General features: G+C 59.2%; 1 pseudogene. It reads right to left on the reverse strand.

Annotated elements, in window-relative coordinates:
• Positions 1–132: pseudogene (locus R0J92_RS27685) on the reverse strand (IS3 family transposase); the annotation flags it as partial.
• Positions 133–206 lie beyond the last annotated feature (74 nt).

A 206-nucleotide genomic window follows, 5' to 3' on the forward strand; every position in this document is an offset into this window, starting at 1 on the left:
CTCAAGCAGACGGCGGTTGTTGAACCAATCCACCCATTCGAGTGTTGCGTATTCCACTGCCTCGAAGTTGCGCCAAGAGCCGCGGCGGTGAATGACCTCGGCTTTGAACAAGCCGTTGATCGTCTCGGCCACGGTCCGACAATCGGGCCGGATCAGCCCGCTTCGCCAGGTGCTCATAATACGTGGAAGGGGCAATCGGCAGGACA

The organism is Tritonibacter sp. SIMBA_163 (assembly GCF_046535935.1).
Classification (GTDB): domain Bacteria; phylum Pseudomonadota; class Alphaproteobacteria; order Rhodobacterales; family Rhodobacteraceae; genus Epibacterium; species Epibacterium scottomollicae.